The sequence below is a fragment of the Pseudoalteromonas sp. MEBiC 03485 genome (assembly GCF_004195145.1).
GTDB classification, from domain to species: Bacteria; Pseudomonadota; Gammaproteobacteria; order Enterobacterales; family Alteromonadaceae; genus Pseudoalteromonas; species Pseudoalteromonas apostichopi.
Genome location: NZ_SGBT01000001.1, coordinates 1,555,287 through 1,576,151 on the forward strand (window position 1 = coordinate 1,555,287; position 20,865 = coordinate 1,576,151).

Below are 20,865 nucleotides of genomic sequence, written 5' to 3' on the forward strand. Positions count from 1 at the left end.
TGTGCCTAGCTATACAAGCTAGGTTCATACAAACCGTTTAAACTAAAAAGGCTGCACTATCATGTGTGGCCTTTTTGTTTATAATGATCTGAGAAGCGAGAAGCGAGAAGCGAGAAGCGAGAAGCGAGAAGCGAGAAGCGAGAAGCGAGAAGCGAGAAGCGAGAAGCGAGAAGCGAGAAGCGAGAAGCAAGGAGAGTTTTTTGAGTTTTAAACGGATAAGCGTAGGGTTGCTAGGTATCGTGCTAAGCATGGTGCTTTTGGCGTATCTGTTCAGATTGCCACTGACATCGTGGTACTTAACACCTATGCTCAGTAAAAATGGCGTTGCGCTTCATTGTATTGATTGGTCATTAACCAGCAAGCTTGATTTAAATATCGAGAAATTATGTTTAACCTACCAAGGACAGCAAATTGAGTTGGCTGGTATTATTGCTAATAAGCAGCAGGTAACTGTTTCTCGCGCTAATCTCACTCTTAGCAATCAGGTAAGTAAACAATCTGACTCTTCACAAACAGAATTCAAAAAGCTCGCTTTAGTATTACCAGAGCAAAGACCGCTAATTAGCATTCAGCAGCTTGATGTAGTCTCACCGTTTACCGACAATCCTGTTAGGTTGGCGATACGGGAAAAACGCTTAAATCATTTTACGATTTCACGTGATATCAGTGCAGACGTTGAAATATCAAATTATGAAGTGAAAGCCAATCTCACCCTTGATGAGAAAGTGCTTGAACGATTCATGAAACTGCCCAAAAACAGCCATTTTACTACTCAGTCACAGGTTAATTTTGATGGTATTACGGTTGCTATTAAAAGCATGGTAAATGTAAATTATCAGCACGCTTTAGAGCAATGTGACTTAAGTTTTGCTACTGAAGGGAGCCTGAGTGCAAAGTACCAACTAAATCAACAGCATCTAAACGCGGATTTATCAGCTTTACGGAATCAATTTAGTGCACACCAAGATTGTTTTATCTCTATAGCAAACCAACAGTACCAATCATTTATTAGAGCGCAGCTGCCGCTTGCTTGGCAGTTGCAAATTGCAGAACCGTTAAGTGTTGATGGTGAGTTGCTATCAGTCCCTATAGTTAAGCTGCAAGCAAATGAGGGGCAAAGCGAGATAAAAGTAAGTAATACGTCACTTTCTTTACAGAACCCGCTCACATCACTTAAAAGCCAAGTTGGCATTCATTTTAATAGTGAAGATATAAGTGAATTTAAGCTTGATGCTCATTTAAATGATGGAACTGTTAAATCAGGTTTTCAGCTGTCATTGAATTCATTACCAGCATTTTTAGATTTACAGGCTGACGGGATTCAGGCTAAAGGAAAGCTAAACATTGATGAGTTATTTGCGAGTCCAATAGTTGCTCAACTGAATGCAAATGTAAGTGTTAAAAACGCGCTTATATCGGATGCAACGATAGCTGACTTTACTAGCACTATTGACGCTGAGCATAATGCCCAGCAGCACTTAATTGTTAAAGCTAACAGCAAGGTTAAATCATTAAATTATAATGATATTAACGCAGCAAAAATCAGTAATGAGCTAACTCTCAGAACAGACCTAAGTGCGGGGGAGTTATTTGCTGATATTGATGCCAAAACCTCTGCCGCCAAATTAACAACTCCGGAGCTTACCTTAAATAAGTTGTCCGTCGTTACAAATGCACTACAAAGTCGCGCCTTACAGGCAACGCATCATGTGTTTGCAGATGGCTTTGAAGTGCTAATTAGCCACCATATGTCTGAGGTTGCGCACCCATTTGAACTCGTGATACCAGAGCAGACAATTGCTAAGCTTAACCCTATAATTTATCAGTTTGAGCCCCTAGCTACCGTCACTGATGGGGTTGTTTCGGGCATTATTAAAGGTGATGTAAATCTTCAACAAGCACAGGGTAGTTTGCACATAGATAAATTCAGTGCGCTTTACAACGATTACCTCGCGAACGATTTTGCTGTGGATCTAAACGGGAAGTTTAATTCAGGGCAGCTTAATATTGCAACGACTAAATTTACACTTAATGAACTGCGTGCAGGTGCAGTGGTGAAAAATATACAGGGTCAGTTGCAGGTAACGGCTAACCAGCCTTGCGCAGCTAATCTAACCGGTCAGGTTATGGGGGGGGAATTTGTGGTGAACAGCTACTGTCCACTGAGTGATAACCAAACCGCGACTGTTAAGTTTGAAAATATTGATGCCAGCAAACTGGTCACCCTTGATGCTGAGTCTGGAATTAGTTTAAGTGGCCGCTTAGCGGGCACCTTACCTGTTGTAATAAGCAAACAGGGGGTAGAAGTAAAGCAAGGGCAGCTGGTTAATCAAGGTGACGGTAAATTACTGATCACTAATAATGCAGGTTTTGAAGCTGTAAAGGCACAGCAGCAGGAACTGAGCACAACGCTGAGTTTACTTGAAAATTTAGATATTAAAAAACTACGTAGTAGTGTTAATCTCAAACCAGATGGTTGGTTACATTTAGGTGTCAATTTAGAGGGTTATAATGAAGCGCAGCAGCAAGCGGTGAACTTTAATTATAATCATGAAGAGAATGTATTTACTTTACTTAGGGCACTGCGTTTAAGTGATGAAATTACTCAAAGAGTTGAGAAAGAGTATGCAAAAAAAGGAAGCAATGATGGCTAAGTGGTTAGTAATGCTGACGGCTGTAGGCATGCTGAGTGCCTGTACTCACCGTGTAGAGGTGGCAGCAAAAGAGCCGATTACAATCAACTTAAATGTAAAAGTTGATCATGAGATCCGCGTAAAAGTGGATAAAGAACTTGATACCTTATTCAGTGATGATAGTGAATTATTCTAAGGAGCAAACATGCGTAAATTACAACTTAAAAAACTAAATGTGATCACCATGATCAGTGCTGTTTGTTTATCTTTCTCTGTATGGGCTATCAGCCTTGATGATGCAAAGAGCCAAGGGCTAGTGGGTGAAAACAGCTCAGGCTATTTGGGTTTAGTGGTTAATAACAGTGAAGCAAAAGCGGTGGTTGAAGAAATAAATGCAAAGCGCAAAGAGCAATATTTAAAACTGGCGAAAAAGAACAACCTCTCTTTAGCGCAAGTTGAAGCACTTGCAGCCGCTAAAACTATCGAGAAAACTAAGCCGGGTCACTACATTGAAGTGAACGGTCAGTGGGTAAAAAAATAACTCACTTTATTAAACGAATCAGTACAAAACAGAAAAAGCCAGCACTGCTGGCTTTTTTACATTTACACGATTGGTAAACATTAGCGTTTATCGATGCAGTTTTGTAACAATTGCTGCCAAAAGTCGATGCCTTTGCGCCTTGCAAGTTTAATATTGTGCTCCGGAATAGACTCTGGTTCATTGTAGTTATCTAACGCTTCGCTCATACTGGCTTCACGAATCAAATGCAGTGTCGGGTAAGGTGCACGGTTGGTATAATTTGCAGCATCGCTGTCATCACTGTCAGCAAAGACATAGTCAGGATGAAAGTTGGCTATTTGATATTTACCTTCATAACCTTGCGCTGCTAAAAGCGCATTGGCTAAATCGACTAAATCTAAGAACTCCTCAAAGTCCTTAAAGCCTTGTTCAAACATCAAAAGGGTTGTTTCGCGCTGTGCTTGCTGATCTAACTCGCTACACTGCTCAAGCATGTCCATTACTGCATCATCAAGTGTAATAGACTGACTGATTTGATAATGAATGCAATTGCTTTCAACTTCTTTACGGGCAAAGGGGCAGAAATTGTATTTTACGATTACGCTTGATACCCATTCGCGCATTTGTTTTTCTGGGCGATTCATCGCTTGTTTTGCAGTCACATTCTTTCTCTATTCTATTTCTCTAAATTACTTTTCTAAGTAAAGCTCAATTAAATTGACCGTTTTACTGATAGCACCTTGATTATTAGCAACGCATTTTGCAGCTTGTTGACCAAGCTTAATCGTCTCCTGTGGATTAGCACTCAAAGAGATAAGTGTGTCAGCTAGTTGGTTTTCATCGATGACAATTTTAGCTCCTTGAGCACTAATCAGCTCAGGATAAATATGGTCAAAGTTATAGGTATGAGGACCTGCTAATACCCCAACAGAAAACGCTGCTGACTCTAATGGATTATGGCCGCCTCGCTCTATTAAACTTCCGCCAACATAACTGATGTTTGCCACACCATATAAGCATTGTAACTCGCCTAAAGTATCAGCTAGCACAACTTGTTGGTTGTCATAGTTATCTTCACTACGACGACTAAAGTTCATCGTTGAGCTTTTTAATATCTCTGCGACTTTATCAAATTGCTCTGGGTGACGCGGAGCAATAATCAAAAGAGCGTTGGGTAAGGCTTTTAACAGCTTTTCATGAGCACTTAAAATAAGCTCATGTTCAACAGGGTGAGTGGAGCCTGCAACCCAGATAAATCGCTCGTTGTTATATTTGTTTTTAAGTGCTGCGACTTTATTTAATTGCTCATTTGTTGGCGTAATATCAAATTTAATTGAGCCAAATACGCGTGCCTTTTCAGGCTTTAAACCAAGCTCAATAAAACGTTTGGCATCATCTTGATTATGACTGGCAAGGTCACTAATAGACTGCATGATCACTTTAGTTAAAGGTATTACCTTTTGGTAGCCTTGCTGTGATTTGGCTGAAAGTCTGGCATTTAACACAAGAACTTTTGTGCCGTAGCTGTTGCTTTGAGCCATAAGGTTAGGCCAAAGTTCAGTTTCTAAAATACACAGTACCTTTGGCTTGATACGTTTTAAAAATCGACGCGTAGCAAAGAAAAAATCAATCGGTAAATAACAGCTGCTAACAGAGTCTTTAAAGTTATTTTTTATTTGTTCGCGGCCTGTAGGGGTGTTACAGGTTACTAAAATAGTAAGCACTGGATTTTCTGATTGAACGGCCTTGATAAGCGGGGTTGCCGCTAGCACTTCACCTACAGAGGCACAATGAAAAACAACATCGTGATGCGATAAATTCGAAAAGCCAAAGCGCTCAGCAAAGTGCTCACGGTAACCCTTATTCTTTTTACCACGTAAAACATACAGGTAGAAAATAACCAGTGGGCTTAGTAGGTATAAAAGTAAAGAGTATAAAATACGCGCCATTGCCTAGCCTATATGGATAAAACGTTATGATAGCGTGGAACCTACGCGATCTAAATATAAAATGTTAAAAACGGTTATCAATGAGAGTTTTAAGTGTTTACTATTGGCTTATTTGGTAGTATTTCGGTTACTTAACAAATCAACGAAGCAATTATGAAATTTAAAATGATAAAAGCCTCGGTAATAGGTGCCTTACTAAGTTGCTCAATGCCTTTATTAGCAACGCCAACTGCTTATTTACCTATTGGTATGGATGCACAGCTTGATCATCAATTAGATACTTTGTTTGCACTAACAATTGGCACTCCTATGGCTAAGCCATATCGTTTAGCAGAAGTCGAAAAAGCACTTCTTTTACTAGCAAAGGACGAGCCGGGGTTAGCTGCTGTTATTCGTTCAAAAATAAAGCCGTATCAAAGTGATGATGCAATCACTCGTGTCGGTGTAAAATTACAAGTAGATACAGATAATACCAAGAAAATAGCTAATCAACGCGGACTTAGTTCTGATGAATGGGGGCAAGGCTTCTTCGAAGGTATTTGGCGTGCCAATGATTACACTTTAGTACAAGTTGGTGTTGATTATCGAGCCAAAGCAAATAAGTTTGTAAATTACAATTCCTTTATCAGCTTCGCAGGGAGAGATTTACAGTTAAACCTTGGCTATAAAGAGCACTGGTTTTCACCTTTTAAGCACTCTGCACAAATTATTTCTACCAATGCTAAAACTGCACCTTCGATTTCTTTGGGAATGGTAAAACCAGCTCATAACTGGTGGAATTTTGACTTTGAGCTTTATTATTCTGAACTTGAACATGTCGATAATGGCATTCTTTATCAAAATGAGCTTCATAGTGGCACACCAAAGCTTGCTGGAACGCATTTTAGTATTGAGCCGCTTGATGGTTGGAAGATTGGCCTTAATAGAATGATGCAGTTTGGCGGTGGGCCCCGTAAAGTAGATGCTGGTGATGTGGTTGACGCATTTTTTGATCCCGCAGGTAATGACAACTCAGGCCTCACTGGTAGTAAAGATAATGAGTTAGGTGACCAATACGTAACAATTACCAGCACTGTAAATTTTAATTGGGGAATGCCCGTTGAACTTTACTTTGAATATGGTGGTGAAGATACAAAAAATCATAAGAACTACCAATTTGGTAATACTGTTAGTAATTTTGGCTTCTTCTTACCAAAGCTGAGTAATAAAATGTCGCTTAGGTACGAATATACCAATATGCATAGTCTGTGGTACGTCAATGAGATATACCCAGTATATGGTAATACGGTTAGTGGTTTTGTAACGGGACATTATGCGGCTGATCAGCGATATACTGACTTGCATGCCAATGGCGTTGCGAGAGTTTACGCAGATGCACCTCCTACACAGGTGCACAGCATGGAGTTAACTTATAGTGAAAGCTACCGCTCATTCTGGCGCAGTAAGCTAACATTGATAGAAAATGAAAGTAACTATCTAAATGAGTGGGGTCAAACGACTGGCGATTATGAACGTGCCGTTGAGCTTCAACTAAGTAACACACGCCAATTAAATGAGCATACATTAGAGACAACTCTTACTTATGGTGAAGATGTATTTGGAGATAACTATACTTGGTTATCTGTTGCATATTTTTGGTAAGCAAAGCCGTTAATACTTTTTAAGGAATATCTATGTCAAATCTTGATTCAGTAGCGGCAAGCTACCTCGAAAGTTTAAATCGTCATCAAATGTTGTTTGAGACGATGGAAACCTACCACCCTGAAGTGATGCAATTACTTGAAGCATGCCACAGTGCTTTGCAAGCGGGTGGTAAGGTGATTTGGTTTGGTAATGGTGGTAGCGCGGCAGATGCTCAGCACTTAGCTGCTGAGTTTGTTGTGCGTTATAAATTGGAACGAGGTCCATTAGCTTCTATTGCATTGACAACGGACACCTCAATTTTAACCGCTCACAGTAATGACTATCATTTTGATACTGTATTTGAGCGTCAAGTGCAGGCGTTATGTAAGCCAGAAGATTTAGTGATTGGTTTAACTACCTCTGGTACTAGCCCTAACATCAACCTCGCCCTGGCAGCTGCAAATGAAATCGGCGCTTTTACAGTCGCATTAACAGGCCGAGATGGTGGTAAGGTAAAAGACATCGCTAAGTTACCAATTATCATTAAAAATGATGAAACAGCGCGTATTCAAGAAGCGCATATGTTCATCGGTCATTGGTTATGCGAAGCCATCGATATGGTTGTAGCGGAGCAAAAGTAATGGATTTAGCGTTACTAAAAAACCTTTCAAAGGCACGTATTTTAGTCGTTGGTGATGTCATGCTAGATAGATACTGGCATGGCGACTCAGGGCGTATTTCGCCTGAAGCTCCAGTACCTGTTGTAAAAGTCAGTAAGTTTGAAGACAAAGCAGGTGGCGCAGCCAACGTAGCAAAAAATATTGCACGTTTAGATGGTAAAGTGGGCTTGTTAGGCTTAGTTGGTGAAGACGAAAGCGGGCAAATTCTTGAAACAATTTTAAGTTCAGAAAAAATTGATTCGCAATTAGTCAGTGTTTGCGATTTACCAACTATTTCCAAAATGCGTGTTATTAGCCGTCATCAACAAGTTGTACGTCTTGATCTTGAAGAGACCTTCACTGAGCAACACAGCCAATTGTTACTAAACCGTTTAGAGCTGGTGTTAGATGACTACGATTTTGTGTTGTTTTCTGATTACAACAAAGGATCTCTTAGCTTAATTCAACAAATGGTTCAGGTTGCAAAGAAAGCAGGTAAAACGGTACTTATCGACCCTAAATCATCCGACTTAAGCTTATATTGCGGTGCTGATTACATTACCCCTAACTTAAATGAGTTTAAGCTTGCTGGTGGTAAAACTGATTCTGAGCAAAGCTTAACTGATAGTGCTCGTAAGCTAATTAGTGAAGCGGGTATTGCCGCTATGCTATTAACTCGTTCAGAGCATGGTATGTCGTTAATCAGTCAGACAGATAAATTCGACTTTGCGGCCCAGCAGCTTGAAGTCAGTGATGTAACCGGCGCTGGTGATACCGTAATCGCGACGCTTGCAGTGATGCTTGGTGCGGGTATGGCAGCAAAAGATGCGGTTGAAATTGCCAATCTTGCTGCAGGTATTGCGGTAAGTAAGCTTGGCGCAGCAACAGTATCGCCAGAAGAGTTGAGTCGTAAGCTTGGTCAATATTTACAGCAAACCGGTGAGCATTATCAAACACCATTTGAAGATGTGCTTCAGCACATTGAGTTTGCAAAACAAAATGGTGAAAAAATAGTTTTCACTAATGGTTGCTTTGATATTCTTCACGCTGGTCATGTGCGTTACCTTGCTCAGGCTAAAGCACGTGGTGATAGGCTTGTTGTTGGCTTAAATAATGACGAATCAATCTCTCGCTTAAAAGGCCCAGAAAGACCAATTAATCCACTGGATGAACGTGCCATGGTATTAAGTGCGCTAGCATCAGTTGATTGGGTTATTCCGTTTGGCAGCATTGAAGAAAATGACACACCAGCAAAGCTAATCGAGCAAATTAGCCCTGATGTGCTAGTCAAAGGCGGCGATTACACCGTAGATCAAATTGCAGGTGCTGATCATGTTCTACGCCATGGCGGAAAAGTCGAAGTACTTGAGTTTCTTAATGGGTGCTCAACATCTAACGTTATTAGCAAAATTAAGTCTTAAGCAAAGCTTGGTAGTCACACAGCAGTGATTGCCAATCACTTTGATGCCAATGCATCACTTCGTTACGGCCTTGCTCTTTTGCAAATGAACGGGCAAGGCGTTTAATGTTTTCTTTTTGCCAACTGGCGTGCGGCTGTTTTATTTCGCCCCGGTCAAAGTCGATGATAAACACCTTTCCTGTATCATCGAATAAGATGTTATTGATGTTTAAGTCTGCGTGATAGACGCCGTGATTATGAAACTCGCTGAGAGTCGCAGCAATCGCTTTGAGTTCAGGTTGGCTGAGAGAGCGACTGATTAAAATATCTAACACACTTTTTGCCCCTGTCACCGCCTCGGTGATGATATCGCCGCGATAGATAAAGCCACTGGTGGTAATTTTTGCCGCAATAGGGGGTGGCACATTTAGACCAAGCTCACGCAAACGCATCATCAGCGCGAATTCTTTATAGACACGGGTTTGCTCTAAACCAAAATATAAATACTGGTCGCTCAGCAACTTACCTACTAAACCACCACGCCAATAGTGGCGCAGAACACCTGTAAGCTGTTGATGCTTAAAAAACCACGCTGTTGCGCGGCCTTTTTTAGCTCCGACTATTTTCTCTTGTTGTTGCCAATAACTGGCATCAAACCACTGTTGCGTGAGCTCATCTTTATAGGCTGGGTGACACAAAAGTGTGGTGTTTTGTAGATGCTGAGTTTCGAACATAACAACTTCAAGATTAAATAAAATTAGCCCTATCTTACCGTATTTTTAGCTTTTCGCATAAGTGCTTGCATTAGCATCAAGTTAATTTAAGATCGCATATTATTTGCTGTAGCTAAGGGCGCACGTGACTCAATCAACCTCCTATTCAGATATTTGTATTTTAAGGCTTTCGGCTATTGGTGATGTATGTCATGCCGTATCAGCAGTGCAAGCAATTCAAAAGGCACACCCGAAGGCAAAAATTACCTGGGTGATAGGTAAAGTTGAGGCTATGTTATTGGCCGATTTACCTGGTGTTGAGTTTGTTGTATTCGATAAAAAGCAGGGTAAACAGGCTTATCAGCAACTAAAAGAGACTTTCAAAGGTCGTAAATTTGATGTGCTATTACATATGCAAGTAGCACTAAGAGCGAATTTAGCAGCCCGTTGTATTCCAGCAAAAGTCAAAGTGGGGTTTGATTGGGCTCGTTCAAAAGAGTTACATAGCTTGTTTATTAATAAACGTATTGCCCCGCAATCAGAGGCTCATGTATTAGAAGGCTTTAAAGGCTTTGCTCAAGCTATTGGTACGCCTGATTACAAACCTCAATGGCAAATGCCAATTACCGAGCAGCACCAACAAGCAGCCGATGCGCTATTAGGTGAAGAGCGTTTAACCGGGCGTATTTTTGTTATCTCACCTGCGGCAAGTAAAAAAGAGCGTAACTGGTTACCCGAACGTTATGCTGCACTTGCTGAACATGCTTATCAACAAGGCTTTTCGGTGGTTATCACCGGCGGTCCAACGCCTTTAGAGAACGAACTAGCAGATCAAATTATCGCACATAGTTCTGCTCCTGTGCTTAACTTAGTAGGGAAAACCCAACTAAAAGAACTGCTATGTGTTTTGAAACGTGCGGCGTTAGTGTTAGCTCCTGATACTGGGCCTGCGCATATGGCTGTAACGGTAGGAACACCTGTTATAGGTTTGTATGCCCATTCAAACCCAAAACGCACAGGACCTTATTTGTATCAAGATTATGTTGTTGAGGTTTATCACCAAAATTTACTTGAACAAACTGGCAAAACGGCGCAAGAGCTACCTTGGGGAGTACGCGTTAAAGGGGCTGATTTAATGGCGCAAATAAGTGTCGAAAAGGTAATTTCGATGTTTGACTACGTGATACACAAAGAGCAACTGTAATGAGCAACGTTTTATTTTTAGACCGAGATGGTGTGGTTAATATTGATCATGGTTATGTATACAAACCACAAGAATTTGAATTTGTACCCGGTGTATTTGAGGCGTGCAAAGCCTTTGCGGATGCGGGTTATAAAATTGTGATAGTTACTAACCAGTCGGGTATTGGTCGCGGTTATTATTCAGAACAAGATTTTTCTAAGCTCACTGAGTGGATGAAAGGTGAATTTTTACGTCATGGTGTTGCTATTCTTGATGTGTATTTTTGCCCGCATCACCCAACCAAAGCGGAACCTGCCTATTTGCAAGAATGTAACTGTCGAAAGCCTGCTCCGGGTATGCTTTTACAAGCTATCAAAGAACATCAAATCGACCCATCACAAAGTATAATGGTGGGTGATAAGCTTGGCGACCTTATTGCCGCTGAGAGAGCCAATATCGCTACGCGTGTTTTAGTTCGTTCAGGGCAAAGTTATGCAGAATCAACAGAGCAACATGCCGATATTGTCTGTGAGTCTTTAGCTGATTTACCTACTTTGATTTTACAATCTTAGCAGGTAAGACCAGTTTTATTTCGCACGCCTCAAGGTGTGCGACGAACTGCAAACAGTGCAATTGTTCGCCTAAGCTTTTACAATAGGCGCAAAATTTAAAGTCATGCTAATCATTCCTGGTTAGGTACAAGAATATGTGGAGATTACAGATGAGAGCATCTGCGTTTTTTAATCAGTTGCAGCAGCAAATTGATGAAGTGAAAGCTGAAGGCTTATACAAAAGCGAGCGTGTTATCACGTCACAGCAACAGGCTCAAATTGAGGTTGCTTCTGGTGATAAGGTCATTAACTTTTGTGCTAATAATTACCTTGGCTTAGCAAATAGCCCAGAGTTAATTAAAGCAGCTCAACAAGGCCTTGACGACCACGGTTTTGGTGTTGCTTCTGTACGCTTTATTTGTGGTACTCAAGATATTCATAAAACCTTAGAGCAAAAGATCTCTGAGTTCTTAGAAACAGAAGATACTATTCTTTACTCATCATGTTTTGATGCAAACGCAGGTTTATTCGAAACAATCTTAGGCCCAGATGATGCAATTATCTCTGACGCTCTAAACCATGCTTCGATTATTGATGGTGTGCGCCTTTGTAAAGCAAAACGTTTCCGCTACGCAAATAACGACATGAGCGACCTTGAAAAGCAACTTATTGCTGCTGATGAAGCGGGTGCTAAAACAAAACTAATCGCAACTGACGGCGTTTTCTCAATGGACGGTGTTATTTGTAATCTTGAAGCGGTTTGTGACCTTGCAGATAAATATGATGCATTAGTAATGGTTGATGACTCACACGCTGTTGGTTTTGTTGGTGAAAATGGTAAAGGTACGCCTGAGTACTGTGGTGTACTAGATCGCGTTGATATCATTACAGGTACGCTCGGTAAAGCACTTGGTGGCGCATCGGGCGGTTACACATCAGGTAAAAAAGAGATTGTAGAGTGGTTACGTCAACGTTCTCGTCCTTATCTTTTCTCAAACTCACTTGCACCATCAATTGTTACAGCATCAATTAAAGTACTTGAAATGCTTAGCAATGGTGGCGAGTTACGCGCTAAACTTTGGGATAACGCAAAGTATTTCCGCGAACAAATGGAAGCTGCAGGATTTACTTGTGCAGGTAAAGACCATGCCATTATCCCTGTTATGTTAGGCGATGCTAAAGTTGCCTCAGCCATGGCTGACAAATTACTTGCTGAAGGTATTTACGTAACAGGTTTCTCATTCCCTGTAGTACCTAAAGGCCAAGCACGTATCCGTACGCAAATTTCTGCGGCGCATACAAAAGAGCAATTAGATACCGCTATTGCTGCCTTTACCCGTATTGGTAAAGAAATGGGTGTTATCTAATTTTATTTCTTAAACCGAAGCTATTGCTTCGGTTTTGTTTAATTGAGTGTGAATCATGAAAGCATTATCTAAATTAAAAGCAGAACCAGGGATCTGGATGACTGATGCGCCAAAGCCTGAAGTTGGCCATAACGATCTGCTTATTAAAATCCGCAAAACAGCAATTTGTGGAACTGATGTCCATATTTATAAATGGGATGAGTGGGCACAAAATACAATTCCTACGCCAATGGTTGTTGGCCACGAATATGTAGGTGAAGTGGTTGATATGGGCCAGGAGGTACGTGGTTTCCAAGTAGGTGACCGTGTTTCTGGTGAAGGACATATCACATGTGGTCACTGTCGTAACTGTCGTGCCGGACGCGTACATTTATGTCGTAACACAACTGGTGTGGGTGTTAACCGCGAAGGCGCATTTGCTGAATACCTTGTGATCCCAGCTTTCAACGCATTTAAAATTCCAGATAACATTTCTGATGAGTTAGCATCTATCTTTGACCCATTCGGTAACGCTGTACACACTGCGCTGTCGTTTGATTTAGTGGGTGAAGACGTATTAATCACAGGTGCAGGCCCAATTGGCATCATGGCTGCAGCTGTTGCTAAACATGTTGGTGCGCGTCATGTGGTTATCACTGATGTAAATGAATACCGCTTAGATTTAGCGCGTAAAATGGGTGCTACCCGTGCTGTAAACGTGGCTACTGATAACCTTGAAGATGTTATGAAAGAGCTCGGAATGACAGAAGGTTTTGATATTGGCCTTGAAATGTCGGGTGTGCCAGTTGCATTTAACAGCATGTTAAACAACATGAATCACGGTGGTAAAATCGCCATGCTAGGTATTCCACCTTCAGATATGGCGGTTGATTGGAACCAAGTTATTTTCAAAGGTCTAATCATTAAAGGTATTTACGGCCGTGAAATGTTTGAAACTTGGTACAAGATGGCGAGCTTAATCCAATCAGGTCTTGATCTGAAGCCAATTATCACTCACCAGTTCTCTGTGGATGACTTCCAAGCTGGCTTTGATACAATGATTTCAGGCCAATCAGGTAAAGTGATCCTTAACTGGGATTGATACCAAGTTGTTTGATAAGGCGGCTTTGGCCGCCTTTTTAGTTTAGAGAGTACTATGTCGTATAAACATATTTCAGTGAGCGAAACTTTTGCCCTGTTAGATAAAGAAGATGTTGTGATTGCTGATATTCGCGATCCCAACTCATTTCAAACTGGGCATATTCCAGGCGCTGAGCATTTATCAAATGCCAACATCAGTGATTTTATGATGCATAAAGAGTTTGATCAGCCAATTATCATCGTTTGTTATCATGGTGTGAGCTCTCAAGGTGCTGCGAGCTACTTAGTAGAGCAGGGGTTTGAAGACGTTTACAGTATGGATGGTGGTTTTACTGCTTGGCAGACACAACTTCCGGAGCATATTGAACGATGATTGAGTTGGGCAGCATAAATAATCCTCGCGCCGCACAAGGCTTTATAGATTACATCAAAAGTAAGGGGTTACATGGCGAGTTGCGCTCACAAGATGGACAAACCGTGATTATTTGTGTTGCCCCAGAGCACTTTCATCAAGCTCAACCACTTTGGCAGGAGTTTGCTGCTAATCCACATGACGAAAAATACCAGCAAGCTTCATGGCAGGTAGGAAGCACTCAATCGCCACTATTATATCAAGGTCAGTCACTTAACTTAAAAGCTCGCTTTAAAGCATTAAGTTGGCTAAATCGTACTGTTACATTAGTGTCGATTGTTATATTTGTAGCCTTCTTATTAGGTGGTTTTGAAACTATTTATAGTATGTTGCAGTTTAATCCTGCACAGCCTCTAACTTGGTTTACACCTGCCATTGTGCATTTTAGCGCTATCCATCTTATTTTTAATTTGATCTGGTGGATGACACTGGGTAACGATATAGAAAAACGTAGCGGTAAGTTAACTTTAGTTGGTTTATTTTTAGTTACTGCATTCATTAGTAACTGGGCACAGTTTTTAGTTGTAGGGCCGAACTTTGGTGGTTTAAGTGGCGTTGTTTATGGCTTACTGGGTTTTTGTTGGATTTACAGCGTAATGAGGCCATCAGAGCCGTCATTAGTAAGTAATAGCATCGTCGGTTTTATGCTGGTTTGGCTTATTTTAGGCTTTGTTGAATTGTTGCCCGTGAGTATGGCTAATTGGGCACATTTGGCGGGGTTATTAGCTGGAATGGCTTACGCCGTGTCTGACAAGCTGCTATCGCGTAAATAATACCAACCCGCAATAATACTTAATCATTTTGAGGGATTAAACCTGTCGCTAACTGCGTTAAAAATTTCTCATTTAGAACAACTAAATAACGAAATTTTTGCCTTGTTATCAACGAGGTTTTATTGCCTCAAAATAGACTACTTAATTAAGCGGATTGGTATAAAAATGGCGGCTAATGCCGCCATTTTACAATTAATGATATAAATACTTAGTAAATAACACTTCTCGGACAATCTCTTGTCCTGTTTCTTGTTTTAGTAGTGATTTTAGCTTCTCGGTACAGCGCTTTCTGATTTCTTCGCGGCCGGTAAGCGATTTAATATTTTCTTCTGGCTCTTTAGAGAGTATTTCAACAATCGCATCACGCAATAGCGGAGTGTGGTGTTCTACCACAGCAATATCTGACATATCATTAAGCATCAGATCCACCGTAATACGTACATATCCAAGCTTTTTATTACCTTGGCCTATGTAGTTGGTGATGATGTCAGGCTCAAAACCAAAGTAGCCAACATTTGATTCAGCCCGCACAGAGCAACTTGTTATTGCACTAACAAGCAGCATGCTTATCAAGTAAATTGATAACAATGACTTTTTCATAGTTAAGAATATTCCACCCTTTCAATGACTTTTAGTCTATACCCAAATTCACCTAAGATACAGGCTGTTCTGTGTTTTTTAACCTTGCTTGAGATTAAATCATGACTTTTTCGAAACGTGCAGCGATGATATCATTTGCATGTTTTTTTTAAATAATGAGTCGTTGTGATCACATTCCCAGTTTCACTAGCTGCAAATTGGCAGCCTGCTTCAGCATTTCCAGATTTGACGCAACAACAGCAAGGTTGGCTGCTTGAAGCTGGGTCATTAACGGCTAAGCTTAAAAGTCATTGTCAGGCTTTTTCAGTTGAAGTTTTAAACGAAGCACCTTTTGACTTAACCTGCGAGCAACAAGCGTTATTAAATACTTCTTTAAGTCAGGCATTAAACCGTGAAGTTTTACTTCTGTGTGATGGTAAACCAATGGTTTATGCTCAAAGCTGGTTGCCAGCGGATGATACATTAAAAAAGCAACAGTTGCTAAGTATGGGAACAAGACCGCTTGGCGATGTTATTTTTCAAGACCCAAGCTTATCGCGAACTGAAATCGAAGTTGCTGAGTTTTCACAGCAGCACGCTATTCAAGCTTTAACAGCTGAAATCGGCTACTCTTCACAACCATTGTGGGGAAGACGCAGTGTATTTAGCTTATCTAATGCTCATTTTCTCGTGGCTGAAGTATTCTTACCTGGAGCGTATATTTACCTATGAAGCTAGCTGCACTTAAGGTCGCACATATACCTTACTATAAACAGTTAATGCGTACCGATAAGCCAATTGGCACTTTACTATTGTTGTGGCCAACTTATTGGGCGCTGTGGCTTGCTGAGCTTGGCACACCGAGCTTATTAAATTTTGTGGTATTTAGTTTGGGTGTCTTTGTGATGCGCAGTGCCGGCTGTGTAATTAATGACTTTGCCGATCGTAAAATAGATGGCTCAGTTAAGCGCACAGCCCAGCGACCGCTGGCAGCAGGTTTGGTATCAAGTGGTGAAGCTTTGAGCTTGTTTGTATTGCTTATCGTGGTAGCGTTTGGTTTAGTGTTAACACTCGGATTGCCAACCATTTTACTGTCGTTTGGTGCTTTAGCTCTGGCGTTTTGTTATCCATTTATGAAGCGTTACACCCAATTACCGCAAGTTGTGCTTGGTGCTGCATTCAGCTGGGCTATTCCAATGGCCTATATGGCATCAATTGGCTCTGTACCATTAGAAGCTTGGTTATTATTTACAGCTAATCTTGTATGGACTGTGGCTTATGACACCATGTATGCCATGGTTGATAGAGATGATGATTTAAAAATTGGTGTTAAATCAACGGCAATATTGTTTGCCAGCTATGACAGACATATCATCTTTTTACTCAATGTTTTGTTTATTATGATTCTTGCTTACATTGGTAAGAGTAACAACCTTGCTTTGCCTTATTGGCTAGGGTTAATTGCAGCGATTGGTTTTTTACTCTATCAACAAACGCTTATTCATAATCGAGAGAGAGACCCTTGCTTTAAAGCATTTTTGAATAACCACTATGTCGGGTTGGTGGTTTTTATTGGTTTAGCAGCATCCTTGCCACTGCCATTTTAATTACCTTGGTGGGTCGATAATACCGCTGATTGAGGCATTTTTCCTGAACCAACCAGCAATGGAATAGCGAACATCGTGTGCCGGTAATACTTCATGCATAAAGCGCTCACTTTCAAACATAACCAGCAAACCAGCTTGAGGCTTTATGACAATTTCAATGTCTTTACTTTTTGGCTTGTAAATTACCAATTCACCACCTGATTCTGGCGTGTTCAAGTAACAAACCGTTGTGAAAATTCGATTCGAACGGCCTTTGAAAGCATCAAAATGCTTTTTATAAAAGTCACCTTGCTGATACTTTGCATAGTGGCATTCATAGTCGAATAACCCTAAATAAAAGCTACGGTTTAACTGTGTTTTTATCGCTTCCATGGTCGCCAGATAGGTAATTTGTGCTTGGCTTGAACTATCGAACCAAAAAGTTTTATCTTTTCGCACGGTTTTATCTATTTGTTGGTCGGTTAAACGGCCAATACCAGCAGTATGAAAATGTGGGTTAATTCGATAGCAATCAGCAATTAAATCAGCGATTAGGTTTTCATCAATGGCGTTTTCAACAACAGCATAGCCAGCCTGTTCGATGGCATCTAAATAAGAGTCGGAAATTAGTGGTGCGGTCATTCATATGCACAATCAAAAAAAGGTGAGTAAGTGTATATGAAAAAATGTGCGATGCACGCTTTTTATGCAATAAAAAAAAGGGGGGGGGCTAGCCTGATTCATTACAGGCTAACAGCATATAAAATAGCTTTTAGCTTTGGCTTGCTAACGCCGTTTTTTCAATGAGGTCAAGTAAATGACTAACATGAGAATTTTCATTGATTTGTTGGTTAGTTTGGATCACCAGCTGCTCGTGTGCGATACCTTTATTGGTTTTCAATAACAGTAAATCTGGGTCTGAAGAGACAATACTTGTGTGTTCAATACTGGCTATTGCGATGTGGTTTGACTTTTTAAGGCCATCCATTACTTGCTCAATGCTACCTACTTTTATACTTGATGTTTTATCAAAAGATTCAATTGCATCATTCAGCATAGATTGAACCTGTTTTGATTGAGAAAAGCAGCTGTACATTGGGTAGTCAGCAAAGTCGCGTTTACTGATATCGCTTTTATTGGCAAGTGGGTGGTTCTTAGCCACAAAAATAATGAGTTGATCGGGTAAATGAATATCGCTGCCAATGCTGTTCATTGCTTGCGAGCATACGCTGATATCAATTTCACCTAACTGCAGTTTACGCACAAGCTCGCTTTGTTCTTGTAACTGCATCTCGATTTTTACATGTGGATACTGCGCTAAAAATTGGCCGCAAGAAACAGGAACAACCGTGCTAGCTTTATTGGTATAACCGATAACTAATTTTTCGTTAGTGCAACCGTTTAAAGATTCGAATAAACGTTTTTTGGTCTCTTCAAGGTTGTCGAGGGTTTGTTTAGCGTACTCAAGGAAAAGTTCACCTTCTTTGGTTAGCTTAACTGAGCGTGTAGAGCGGGTAACTAGCTCATAGCCAATTTCATCTTCAAGCGTCTGAATACTGCGAGTTAACGCTGAAGTGCTGATTTGGGTTTTTTCTGCAGCTTGGCGAAAATGCCTCAGCACGCCTAGTGCCACAAATTGTTCAAGTTGTTCAAATCTCACTTTAATAGTCCCTTGTTATAAGTAAGCCTTTTTACATATAGGCGGTATTATTATACTTCACGGAAGGCATAGTAAATTATTGTACCTTTTTTGGGAAGTGTTTTACAGAAAAGTTACATCTAATCAGGGTAACGATCTTTAATCTCTAAGAAAAGTGGTAAATTTTCAAGTAATAAGTCGACAAGAATTGGATCAAAATGTTTCCCGCGTTGATCTTTTATAAGCGTTAAAGCCTCATCCAATGGCCATGCTTTCTTATAACAACGGTCGCTGCAAAGCGCGTCAAATACATCTGCTAGGGCGGTGATACGGCCAACTATATTGATATCGTCTGCTATTAAACCTTGCGGATATCCTGAACCATCCCACTTTTCATGATGCTGGTAGGAAATTAAAGCACCACATGTCAATATCTCGTTACTTGAATTTTTTAATATTTCGTAGCCGATTTCTGCATGGGTTTTCATTACTTCCCATTCATCATCAGTGAGTTTACCAGGCTTGTTTAAAATGTTATCGGGAATGCTGATCTTACCTATGTCATGTAAAGGTGAGGCAAGTTTAATGATTTCGCATTGAAATGGGTTTAGTTCTGAAAGCTGAGCAAGCAGTTCACTATATAAAGCAACACGTTTAACGTGGGAACCAGTTTCTTTAGAGCGTTTTTCTACAGCCTCACCGAGAATGTACGACAATTCTTTTTGTGATTCTTTTACCATTTCTCTGAGTTTTAAATTATCGTAAGCAAGCGCGATATTATTGGCATAAAACTCTAACAGTTGATGCTCTGTTGCTTGCAACTTACTACCTTTATGTACATAAAGCATGGTTTCTAGGCCAGCTTTGGTAGGAAAGTAACCAATGTAATCATTGCTTGTTTTTAGTGATGACTTACGCTCATGTGCATCTATAAATAAGTTTTTTACCTCATCTGGAATGGTATTTTGCTGTGGTGTAGGACCTACGCCTGAGGCAGCAAGAAGCTGGAAATCTTTTGCTGGAGACGATTGTAAGTTAACAGCCGCAGCACAATAGATTTGCGCATCATTAATTCCCATCACGTTAGTGACATGGCTTAAAATTGTTGAGGCGAACTCATGAACACTGTCACATTTTAAAAAATTTGCTGAAGCATTAATTATTTGTTCAAGACCATGCTTATGGCGGTCAATAATTTGAATATCACGATGTGCCCTTAAGGCTGAGTAGAGCAGGGTTTTAATTTTAATCGCGGTGAGCTCTGTTTTATTTTTGTAATCGTTGATGTCGTAATCGCGGATAATGGCTTCTTCAGGGGCTTCACCGGGCTGGCCTGTGCGCAGTATTAAACGAATATCGTGGTTTTCTATTTCATCGCGAATGAATTGAATAAGCTCAAGACCAGCATGGTTGGTTTCCATTACCACATCAACTAGGGCAACAGAAAAGGGAATATCTTTATTTAAAAATTCTTTTGCTTCGGCCGCAGAATAGGCGTCATAAAAGCGCAGACCTTTATTTTCAAAACTGAACCCAGCTAATACTAGTTTCGTAACTTGGTGAATATCTTCTTCATCATCAACAACAAGAATATGCCAGTATTCAGGTTCTTCAGTTTCTATATTATTTTCTTCTAACTGTTCTTCAGAAAATAAGAAATCATCCACAAAAACACCACTTATTGTTGTATCTCATACAATAAGTATAGAGGCAGAAATTTACTCTGCCTTATCTGAAACTGGTTTTTTTTCGATATTCTTCAATTCGATTTCGATAGCGTGGCAGGAGATGTGGATCTCATACAAAGAGGTTAGAAGAGACAAGGCTAAGCAAGCGAGGCTGCTCCCAAATAAAATGATTCCAGTGGTATTAAACTCTATAAATAATGCAAACATCGATAAAGTACACATGAGAAAAGAGGCAACGCCATAGACCTGCATCACCCGAATGAGTTTGATACGTTTTCTTAAGTTGGTAATTTGTGCAACAACCAGTGGGCGGATACTTTCCCCTTCACGTGCATTGAGTTCTCGAATAAGCTGAGCAAGCACCAAAAAGCGGTTGGTATAAGCAAGTAACAGTAAAGAAATTGCAGGGAATAACAATCCCGGTGTTGTTAAAGTCATATGGTTACCTTGAAATAAGCGTTGCAGCGAAGTCAATTGCTAGCGTAGTTTAGGATTTAAAGATAAAAAAGTA

General features: G+C 40.5%; 22 protein-coding genes. 14 read left to right on the forward strand and 8 right to left on the reverse strand.

Annotation, left to right across the window (positions count from 1 at the left end):
- The first annotated feature begins 200 nt into the window (after positions 1–200).
- From EVU92_RS07155 to EVU92_RS07165, 3 genes are read left to right on the forward strand one after another with little or no spacing between them, the layout of a single operon-like run.
- On the forward strand, positions 201–2,654 hold the full coding sequence (locus EVU92_RS07155) for a YdbH domain-containing protein (protein WP_130050623.1): 2,454 nt from the start codon (positions 201–203) through the stop codon (positions 2,652–2,654).
- Positions 2,647–2,829, forward strand: coding sequence for a YnbE family lipoprotein (locus EVU92_RS07160; RefSeq protein ID WP_054551055.1), 183 nt, complete (start codon positions 2,647–2,649; stop codon positions 2,827–2,829). Before EVU92_RS07155 ends, EVU92_RS07160 begins: the two co-directional genes overlap by 8 nt.
- Before the next feature lie 9 nt (positions 2,830–2,838).
- Positions 2,839–3,174 carry a YdbL family protein gene (locus EVU92_RS07165; RefSeq protein ID WP_130050624.1) on the forward strand — a complete coding sequence of 112 codons (336 nt, stop codon included), beginning with the start codon at positions 2,839–2,841 and terminating at the stop codon, positions 3,172–3,174.
- 80 nt (positions 3,175–3,254) lie between these two features.
- Here EVU92_RS07165 and EVU92_RS07170 read toward each other — a convergent pair whose 3' ends face one another.
- Both EVU92_RS07170 and waaA read right to left on the reverse strand, forming a co-directional pair.
- Complete coding sequence (locus EVU92_RS07170) at positions 3,255–3,797, reverse strand: DUF1415 domain-containing protein (protein ID WP_130052249.1); 543 nt, start codon at positions 3,795–3,797, stop codon at positions 3,255–3,257.
- 45 nt (positions 3,798–3,842) lie between these two features.
- Positions 3,843–5,102 (reverse strand): lipid IV(A) 3-deoxy-D-manno-octulosonic acid transferase, encoded by a 1,260-nt coding sequence (gene waaA / locus EVU92_RS07175; RefSeq protein ID WP_130050625.1) that lies wholly within the window; start codon positions 5,100–5,102, stop codon positions 3,843–3,845.
- A gap of 153 nt (positions 5,103–5,255) precedes the next feature.
- Between waaA and EVU92_RS07180 the strand changes: the two genes are divergently transcribed.
- The 3 genes from EVU92_RS07180 to hldE are packed head-to-tail and all read left to right on the forward strand — an operon-like array spanning position 5,256 to position 8,805.
- On the forward strand, positions 5,256–6,743 hold the full coding sequence (locus EVU92_RS07180; RefSeq protein ID WP_130050626.1) for a capsule assembly Wzi family protein: 1,488 nt from the start codon (positions 5,256–5,258) through the stop codon (positions 6,741–6,743).
- Positions 6,744–6,775: 32 nt separating this feature from the next.
- Positions 6,776–7,366, forward strand: a complete 591-nt coding sequence (locus EVU92_RS07185) for an SIS domain-containing protein (RefSeq protein WP_054560969.1) — start codon at positions 6,776–6,778, stop codon at positions 7,364–7,366.
- Positions 7,366–8,805 carry a bifunctional D-glycero-beta-D-manno-heptose-7-phosphate kinase/D-glycero-beta-D-manno-heptose 1-phosphate adenylyltransferase HldE gene (gene hldE, locus EVU92_RS07190; RefSeq protein ID WP_130050627.1) on the forward strand — a complete coding sequence of 480 codons (1,440 nt, stop codon included), beginning with the start codon at positions 7,366–7,368 and terminating at the stop codon, positions 8,803–8,805. The genes EVU92_RS07185 and hldE overlap by 1 nt, the downstream gene beginning before the upstream one ends.
- On the opposite strand, the gene EVU92_RS07195 is transcribed toward hldE, so the two are convergent.
- On the reverse strand, positions 8,795–9,517 hold the full coding sequence (locus tag EVU92_RS07195) for a 3-deoxy-D-manno-octulosonic acid kinase (protein WP_130050628.1): 723 nt from the start codon (positions 9,515–9,517) through the stop codon (positions 8,795–8,797). The two genes, hldE and EVU92_RS07195, sit on opposite strands and share 11 nt — an antisense overlap.
- Before the next feature lie 124 nt (positions 9,518–9,641).
- Between EVU92_RS07195 and EVU92_RS07200 the strand changes: the two genes are divergently transcribed.
- The 6 genes from EVU92_RS07200 to glpG all read left to right on the forward strand — a co-directional run bounded on the left by EVU92_RS07200 (position 9,642) and on the right by glpG (position 14,862).
- Entirely contained in the window at positions 9,642–10,700 is a 1,059-nt protein-coding gene (locus tag EVU92_RS07200) for a glycosyltransferase family 9 protein (RefSeq protein WP_130050629.1), read from the forward strand.
- Positions 10,700–11,251 carry a D-glycero-beta-D-manno-heptose 1,7-bisphosphate 7-phosphatase gene (gene gmhB / locus EVU92_RS07205; protein WP_130050630.1) on the forward strand — a complete coding sequence of 184 codons (552 nt, stop codon included), beginning with the start codon at positions 10,700–10,702 and terminating at the stop codon, positions 11,249–11,251. The genes EVU92_RS07200 and gmhB overlap by 1 nt, the downstream gene beginning before the upstream one ends.
- A gap of 149 nt (positions 11,252–11,400) precedes the next feature.
- A complete protein-coding gene (locus EVU92_RS07210) occupies positions 11,401–12,597 on the forward strand; it encodes a glycine C-acetyltransferase (protein WP_054560964.1) in 1,197 nt (398 codons plus the stop codon).
- 55 nt (positions 12,598–12,652) lie between these two features.
- Positions 12,653–13,678, forward strand: coding sequence for an L-threonine 3-dehydrogenase (tdh, locus tag EVU92_RS07215; RefSeq protein ID WP_130050631.1), 1,026 nt, complete (start codon positions 12,653–12,655; stop codon positions 13,676–13,678).
- A gap of 54 nt (positions 13,679–13,732) precedes the next feature.
- On the forward strand, positions 13,733–14,050 hold the full coding sequence (gene glpE / locus EVU92_RS07220) for a thiosulfate sulfurtransferase GlpE (RefSeq protein ID WP_130050632.1): 318 nt from the start codon (positions 13,733–13,735) through the stop codon (positions 14,048–14,050).
- Positions 14,047–14,862: a rhomboid family intramembrane serine protease GlpG gene (glpG, locus tag EVU92_RS07225; RefSeq protein WP_130050633.1), complete on the forward strand. Its 816-nt coding sequence runs from the start codon at positions 14,047–14,049 to the stop codon at positions 14,860–14,862. Before glpE ends, glpG begins: the two co-directional genes overlap by 4 nt.
- A 192-nt stretch (positions 14,863–15,054) precedes the next feature.
- Here glpG and EVU92_RS07235 read toward each other — a convergent pair whose 3' ends face one another.
- Positions 15,055–15,462 (reverse strand): flagellar basal body-associated protein FliL, encoded by a 408-nt coding sequence (locus EVU92_RS07235; protein ID WP_130050634.1) that lies wholly within the window; start codon positions 15,460–15,462, stop codon positions 15,055–15,057.
- Positions 15,463–15,627: 165 nt separating this feature from the next.
- Between EVU92_RS07235 and EVU92_RS07240 the strand changes: the two genes are divergently transcribed.
- Complete coding sequence (locus EVU92_RS07240) at positions 15,628–16,173, forward strand: chorismate lyase (RefSeq protein ID WP_130050635.1); 546 nt, start codon at positions 15,628–15,630, stop codon at positions 16,171–16,173.
- On the forward strand, positions 16,170–17,048 hold the full coding sequence (gene ubiA, locus EVU92_RS07245; RefSeq protein WP_130050636.1) for a 4-hydroxybenzoate octaprenyltransferase: 879 nt from the start codon (positions 16,170–16,172) through the stop codon (positions 17,046–17,048). The genes EVU92_RS07240 and ubiA overlap by 4 nt, the downstream gene beginning before the upstream one ends.
- Here ubiA and EVU92_RS07250 read toward each other — a convergent pair whose 3' ends face one another.
- From EVU92_RS07250 to EVU92_RS07265, 4 genes are all read right to left on the reverse strand, one after another.
- Positions 17,049–17,669, reverse strand: coding sequence for a 2OG-Fe(II) oxygenase (locus tag EVU92_RS07250; RefSeq protein WP_130050637.1), 621 nt, complete (start codon positions 17,667–17,669; stop codon positions 17,049–17,051).
- A gap of 130 nt (positions 17,670–17,799) precedes the next feature.
- Entirely contained in the window at positions 17,800–18,687 is an 888-nt protein-coding gene (locus tag EVU92_RS07255; protein WP_130050638.1) for a LysR family transcriptional regulator, read from the reverse strand.
- A 119-nt stretch (positions 18,688–18,806) separates the two neighbouring features.
- Positions 18,807–20,333 carry a response regulator gene (locus EVU92_RS07260; protein ID WP_130050639.1) on the reverse strand — a complete coding sequence of 509 codons (1,527 nt, stop codon included), beginning with the start codon at positions 20,331–20,333 and terminating at the stop codon, positions 18,807–18,809.
- Between the two features lie 51 nt (positions 20,334–20,384).
- Entirely contained in the window at positions 20,385–20,792 is a 408-nt protein-coding gene (locus EVU92_RS07265; protein ID WP_130050640.1) for a DUF2721 domain-containing protein, read from the reverse strand.
- Positions 20,793–20,865: the final 73 nt, after the last annotated feature.